Genomic DNA, 4,212 nt, shown 5'->3' with positions numbered 1-4,212 from the left:
TGGCCGGGAGGCGGGCTTCAGACCCGTTTCTTGGTTTGAGTTGACCGTCCCCCAGTCACACAAACCGTTAACTGAACGGCTCTGACCCAAACCTGTGGTGGCTGTTCATCTGGCCGACAGAATTCGAACAAACTTCTACTTTTGACGCCCAAGTATAAAAGCAAATTCCGGGATCAGGATTGGAGACCTTGCCCCTTAAGGGTTTGAGCGTCTCAGGCAGGTTCGCGGCGGGACTCTGGTCTCGCGCCAATAGTCGGCAAGTCTACCCAAAATGGGGCAATCGGTCGGCGCCCGTGATCTCGCTCAAGGTGTGCCGCAGGAGAAGTTGTTCTGTTAGGCCCTGCGACGCCGTGGGCGTCGATACAAGCCCATCGGAAACCGCCATGGACGTCGCAACCCTGCACGGGCTGAGTGAAGCCGAGGCGGCGCGGCGCCTGGCCGAGGTCGGGCCCAACGCCCTGCCGGCGGCCCGCCGCCGGGGCGTTCTGCGCATCGCCTTCGAGACCATGCGCGAGCCGATGTTCCTGCTGCTGGTCGGGGCCGCTGCGCTCTATCTGGTGCTGGGCGACCTGGGCGGCGGCCTGTTCCTGATGGTCGGCGCCCTGGGCTCGATCGGCCTGGTGATCCTTCAGGAGAGTCGCAGCGAACGGGCCCTTTCGGCATTGCGCGACCTCTCTCAACCCCATGCGCGGGTGATCCGCGAGGGGATGGAACGCCGCATCGCCGCCGCCGAACTCGTGCCCGGCGACATTGTCCTGGTGGGCGAAGGCGAGCGGCTACCCGCCGACGGGGCCTTGGTCGCGGGCGATGTGCTCAGCGTCGATGAATCCGCCCTGACGGGCGAGTCCGCCCCGGTATCCAAGCGTCCCCTCCTCGCCGGAGAGACCTTCCTGTCCGACGCCGCGCCGGGGGCGGAGGATGGCCCCAATCTCTATTCCGGCACGTTGGTGGTGCGCGGTCAGGCCGTGGCCCAGATCAGCCGGACGGGCCCGACGACGGCGCTGGGCAGGATAGGCGTCTCCCTGGCGGCCATCGTCCAGGAACCGACGCCCCTGCAGAAGACCGCCGGCAAGCTGGTCACCTGGCTAGGCGGCATGGCGATTGGCTTCTGCGCCATGGTCGCCATCGCCTACGGCCTGCTGCGCGGCGATTGGATCAATGGCGCCCTGGCCGGGATCACCGTGGCGATCGCCCTGATACCCGAAGAGTTTCCCATGGTGCTGGCGGTGTTCTTGGCGCTGGGGGCTTGGCGGCTCGCGACCCAACAGGTGCTGGTGCGCCGCAGCGCGGTCATAGAGGCGCTCGGCGGGGCGACGGTGCTCTGTGTCGACAAGACTGGCACCCTGACCGAGAACCAGATGCAGGTGGCGCGCCTCTGGTCCCCAGGCGCCGATGTCGCGACCCAGGCCGATCAACCCCAGGCCGGAGAAACCGCCAAGCTCCTTCGAATTGCGGGCCTGGCCTCGGCCGTCCGTCCGGTCGATCCGATGGACAAGGCCGTGCGGGGCCTGATCCAGGCCTGGACGCCGAATCAGGCGGTGACGCCGGGCGAACCGGAACGGGCCTGGCCGCTTCAGGCGGACCGCATGGCGGTCATTCAGGTCTGGCGAGGTTCTGGCGAGCACCGCGAGGCCGCCGCCAAGGGCGCGCCGGAAGCCATCTTCAAGCTCTGCCGGCTGTCGACCGCCGAGGTGACGCGGCTCGCCCAGGTGGTCGAAGCCTTCGCCGAACAGGGGCTGCGGGTCTTGGGCGTGGCGTCCGCCCAACGCAGCGGCGCCTTCCCCGACAACCCGGCCGAGGTGGCCTTCGACTTCGCGGGCCTGATCGGCTTTCTCGATCCCATCCGCGAGGACGTGCCGGCGGCCTTGCAGGAAGCTCGGTCCGCAGGGATTTCGGTGGTGATGATCACCGGCGACCACCCGGCCACCGCCCTGGCGATCGCCCGCGCCGCCGGGATTGATGTCACAGGCGGCGTCATCCTGGGCGCCGAGATCGCGGCTCTGCCCGCGCAGGCCCTCGCAGAGCGCCTGCATGAGGTGCGGGTCTTCGCCCGGATCACCCCCGACCAGAAGCTGCTCATCGTCCAGGGGTTCAAGGCCGCCGGCGAAGTGGTCGCCATGACCGGCGATGGGGTCAATGACGCCCCGGCGCTGGAGACCGCCCACATCGGCATCGCCATGGGTCGGAAGGGCACCGACGTCGCGCGGGAGGCCGCTGATCTTGTGCTGATGGACGACAGCTTCGCCTCGATCGTCGGTGGGGTGCGCCTGGGCCGCCGCATCTTCGTCAATCTGCGCAAGGCTCTGGTCTATGTGACGGCGATCCATGTGCCGATCGCGGGCCTGGCCCTGATCCCGATAATCCTGGGTCAGCCGCAACTGCTGTTCCCCATGCACGTGGTGTTCCTTGAACTGGTGATCGACCCGATCTGCGCCATGGTGTTCGAGGCCGAGCCGGGCAGCGCGACCGCCATGCAGCATCCGCCGCGCCGCCGCGACGAGGCCCTGTTCGGTCGGGCCCAGCTTGGGCTCGCTCTGTTGCAGGGGCTCGGCGTCCTGGTGGGGGTGCTGGGCGTCTATCTCTGGGCGCTCAGCCGCTATCCGCAGTTCGAGGCGCGGGGCGCCGCGTTCCTCGCTCTGGTGGTCGGCAATCTGGTGCTGGCCTTGGCCGACGCCGCCTCGAGCCGGGCGCCATTGTTCACGGCGCGGCGCAAGATCTACTGGATCATCGCTGGCGCAGCAGGGGCTGTTCTGACCGCCGTCCTGACCGTTCCGCCGCTCGAAGGCGTGTTCAAGGTGAGCACGCCCCATGGAGGGCTCCTGATCATCGCGCTCGCGGTCGCCCTGGTCAGCGGCGGCTGGTTCGGCGTGGTGCGACGTATCAGGCTCAAGTCTGTCGCTACAGGCGCGTCATGACCCCTCCCATCTCGCGACCGGGGCCTGGGTCCCACCCGCTGATCCTGCTCGCGCTCCTGGTGCTAAGCGGCCTGCTGCTGTGGAAACTGACCGGGGTCCTGTTGTTGCTGTTCTCGGCGATCCTGCTGGCCGCAGCCTTCTCGGCCCTCGCAGATGGCCTGCGCCGGTTTGCGCCTCTTCCCGCTCCAGTCGCAGTCCTGTTCTCAGCCCTGCTGATGTTCGGGGTCCTCGCGGGCGTTGTCGCGCTGTTCGGCTGGCGGATCAGCGACCAGTACGCAGACATCACCACCAAGGTCCGGCTGAGCCTCCACACCCTGCTGGTCTATGCGCGCGGCCAGCCTTGGGGCCAGACCCTCCTGACCCAGGCCGATGGTGCGAGGATCTCTGACGCCACCGACACCTTGGCGCCGCTGTTGGGCTCGGTCGCCAGCGGCGCGGCCCGCTACCTCACCTATGTGGTGATCGTAATTGTTTGCGCCGTGCACCTGGCCCTGGACCCGAACCGCTATCGGCGGGGCGCCTTGATTCTGATACCGGCGTCCCACCGGCCTGAGGTCGAAACCTTCTTGGATCGCTGCGCTGTGATCCTGAAGCGCTGGCTGGCCAGCCGCCTGGTGGTGATGGCGGCGCTCGGCATGCTGGTCAGTATCGGCCTGAAGGTGCTGGGTGTGTCAGGCGCGATCGCCTTGGGCCTGACCGGGGGGCTTTTGACCTTCATACCCTTTGTCGGCGCCCTGCTGGCGGCGATCCCGGCCGTGCTGGTCGCCTTCACCATCAGCCCGCTGACCGCGCTTCTGACCGTGCTGATGTTCTGGGCCGCCCACTTCATCGAGGGCAATTTCATTACGCCGCTGGTTCAGGACGAGGGCGTCGATCTGCCCCCGGTCCTGACCATCTTCTCGACCCTGGCTTTCACGGTGATCTTCGGACCTTCAGGGGTGCTGCTGGCCAGCCCCCTGGTCCTTGTGATCATCACCGCTGTCCAGGTGTTCTATCTAGAAAGCCATCTCGGACGGCCATCACACAAGGCGGCCTGAGCGGTCTACTGCATGTACCAGCCGTGGCTCACCACCACCGACTGGCCGGTTAGCGCATTGGTTGGGAAGCCGGCCAGGAACACTGCGGTGCGGGCCACGTCGTCGACCGTGGTGAACTCGCCGTCGACCGTGTCCTTCAGCATCACCTTCTTGACCACGTCCTCTTCGCTGATCCCGAGTTCCTTGGCCTGTTCCGGAATCTGCTTCTCCACCAGGGGGGTGCGAACGAAGCCCGGGCAGATGACATTGGAGCGCACGCC

The 4,212-nt window shown here is 67.1% G+C and carries 3 protein-coding genes; 2 read left to right on the top strand and 1 reads right to left on the bottom strand.

The genetic code is table 11. From position 1 onward, the window contains the following. Positions 1-383 precede the first annotated feature (383 nt). Positions 384-2,915 (top strand): cation-translocating P-type ATPase, encoded by a 2,532-nt coding sequence (locus Q7P21_RS19625; RefSeq protein WP_304179991.1) that lies wholly within the window; start codon positions 384-386, stop codon positions 2,913-2,915. After that, entirely contained in the window at positions 2,912-3,952 is a 1,041-nt protein-coding gene (locus Q7P21_RS19620; protein ID WP_304170674.1) for an AI-2E family transporter, read from the top strand. Before Q7P21_RS19625 ends, Q7P21_RS19620 begins: the two co-directional genes overlap by 4 nt. Before the next feature lie 5 nt (positions 3,953-3,957). Here the strand turns inward: Q7P21_RS19620 and Q7P21_RS19615 are convergent. After that, on the bottom strand, positions 3,958-4,212 hold a 255-nt coding region (locus Q7P21_RS19615), incomplete at its 5' end, for an SDR family oxidoreductase (RefSeq protein ID WP_304179989.1).

The organism is Phenylobacterium aquaticum (genome assembly GCF_947378715.1).
Taxonomy (GTDB): Bacteria; Pseudomonadota; Alphaproteobacteria; order Caulobacterales; family Caulobacteraceae; genus Phenylobacterium; species Phenylobacterium aquaticum_A.
This window is presented reverse-complemented; position numbering and strand designations above follow the sequence as displayed.